Here is a 2,456-nt window from a genome sequence, read left to right as displayed (position 1 = left end):
TGTATATGGTAACTTAAAAGTGAGCCACCATAGCAATTGAAAACTGAGCCACTTTTGATAGAAAATAACCCTAATGACATGTTAGGGGGAAACATCAGGAGTGATTATATTGAGTGAGAAACAGAAAATTATAAAATTATATTTGAACGGGATTAGTGAGAGAAAGATTGCAAAGGAAACCAAGAAGTCTAGAAATACAGTTAGTAAATATATAAAAGAATTTGAGAAAAGTAGGAATGAGGATGTTCGTAATCTACCGATTACAGAAAATATTATGGAGCCACCTACATATAAAAAGAGAACAAGTAGAAGGAAGGTATTAACTGAGGAAATTAAAAACATACTCAGGGGCTATATAAGGGGAAATGAGTGGAAAAGAAATCACTACATGGGTAAACAGCAAATGAAAATGATAGATATGCATGAGCATCTAGCTGATGCTGGATATTCTATAAGTTATACCACAGTAAGAAACTTTGTTAATGAGGAAACAGCAAAAGCTAAGGAAGTTTTCATCAGAAGATACTGTGAGCCAGGATATGAAGTTGAATTTGATTGGGGGGAAGTAAAGTTAAATATAAATGGAAAAATAAGAAGTTATTCACTTGCAGTATTTACGTTAGCATATAGTAATTATCGTTTTGCATTACTTTATCAGTCTGAATCACAAGTTTGTGTGTTAGACGTTCATACAAAGTTTATTGAATATATCGGCTTTATACCTTCGGTATTTACATATGATAATATGCGAACAGTTGTAAAATCATTTATTGGGAGAGAAAGAACCATCACGGATAGTATGACTAATCTATCTAACTATTATCAATTTAAAATCCGTCTTTGTGAGCCTAGAAAAGGAAATCAAAAAGGGCATGTGGAACGAAGTGTCGAATTTATACGAAGAAAAGCTTTTTCATTACAATACTCTTTCTCTAGTCTGAAAGAGGCTGAAGTTCATCTTTCTAAAACATTAGTAAAAATAAATGAACGAACTCATCATGAGCATAAAGAAAAGCGTGTTAACTTAATGGAAAAAGAAAAATCAGTATCAAAACTAGCAACAATAGCTCCATTTGATGTAGCTGATTTAGTTGAATGTCGAGTAGATAAATATAGCACGATAGTTATCAAACAAAATCACTATTCTGTTCCAGAAGGACATGTAGGAAAGTTTATTAAAGCAAAAGTAGGTGCCGATAAGATTAAAATATTTATTAAAGGAGAGCTAATAGCAGAGCATTCACGAAACTGGGGGTTACATCAATGGGAAATGAACATATACCATTATTTAAAAACATTCCAAAAGAAAAAAGGTGCCGTAGCTCAAAGTCAAAGTTTTAAGCAGGCACCAACACAAATTAAAAAATTATACAGTAATCATTATATAGGAAAGGAAAAGGAATTCATAGAGTTACTCCTCTATATCAAAGAAAACAATAACTTGAATAAGGTCATGCAAGCTGTTGAAGAATTGAAAACAATTCGGTCAGAATACGTAAATACCGAAAGAGTTTTATTCATCTGCGAGCAATCTACTCCAGAAGGAGTAAGCGTGCATAGCTGTGATGAAACTATGAATCAATCAGAAAGCAATATGAGAGCTTATGCGAATATGTTTAATCAAATGGATGAAGGAGAAGGAGTAACTAATTATGGATAACAGGCAACAGATTATTGAGATATGTAAGGAATTGCGTTTACCAAGCATCCGAAAGATGGTTCAGGATGAAACAGATTTTAAAAATCCCAAACAAGCCTATGAGGTTTTATTACAGGTGCTTCTACAGGAGAAAAGTGATAGATTAGTTCGGGCAAAACAAAATAGAATCCGAGCAGCCAATTTCCCACAAAAGAAACTCTTGGAGGAATTAGTGGTAGATGCTTTACCAAATCAAGCAAAACAAAAATTGCCACATCTAAAATCGTTAGATTTTATTAATGAAGGCCAAAATGTCATTCTTACTGGATCACCAGGAACTGGTAAGTCACATATTGCCATAGCATTAGGTATGGAAGCATGTTTAGCTGGATATAGAGTATTTTTTGCGACAGTACCATCATTAATTAACCAGCTAAAAGAACATCGTTCTGAGAGAACACTTCGATCATTTGAATTGAAATTTGAGAAATATGACTTGGTTATACTCGATGAATTAGGTTACATCTCATTTGATAAAGAAGGTGCAGAATTATTATTTTCTCACTTATCATTACGTGCTGGAAGGAAATCAACAATTATTACAAGCAACCTGTCATTTTTAAAATGGCAGGAGATTTTCCACGATCCAGTCTTAACCGCAGCATTAACAGATCGATTGACTCATAAGTCGCATGTGTTAAACATGAATGGTCCTTCTTTTAGAATGAAAGAAACCGAAGAATGGATAAAAACAAGTGCTGATAAAGTGGCTCAAAATTAACTTGCGAAATGGCTCACTTTTCACTTGCGAAATACA

The 2,456-nt window shown here is 33.6% G+C and carries 2 protein-coding genes; both read left to right on the top strand.

What is annotated here, in order from left to right; translation table 11 throughout:
* Positions 1-109: 109 nt before the first annotated feature.
* Complete coding sequence (gene istA / locus D8M05_RS19860; RefSeq protein ID WP_121134842.1) at positions 110-1,660, top strand: IS21 family transposase; 1,551 nt, start codon at positions 110-112, stop codon at positions 1,658-1,660.
* Positions 1,653-2,420: an IS21-like element helper ATPase IstB gene (gene istB, locus D8M05_RS19855; RefSeq protein WP_121134841.1), complete on the top strand. Its 768-nt coding sequence runs from the start codon at positions 1,653-1,655 to the stop codon at positions 2,418-2,420. Before istA ends, istB begins: the two co-directional genes overlap by 8 nt.
* Positions 2,421-2,456: the final 36 nt, after the last annotated feature.

This window comes from Oceanobacillus bengalensis (assembly GCF_003628445.1).
In the GTDB taxonomy this organism is placed as follows: domain Bacteria; phylum Bacillota; class Bacilli; order Bacillales; family Amphibacillaceae; genus Oceanobacillus; species Oceanobacillus bengalensis.
Note: the sequence above shows the minus strand (reverse complement) of the source record. Positions and strands in the feature narration are given on the sequence as shown.

Excerpts from the sequence above, each read along its gene's own strand:
- istB (WP_121134841.1), top strand. The coding sequence starts at position 1,653 with ATGGATAACAGGCAACAGATTATTGAGATATGTAAGGAATTGCGTTTA.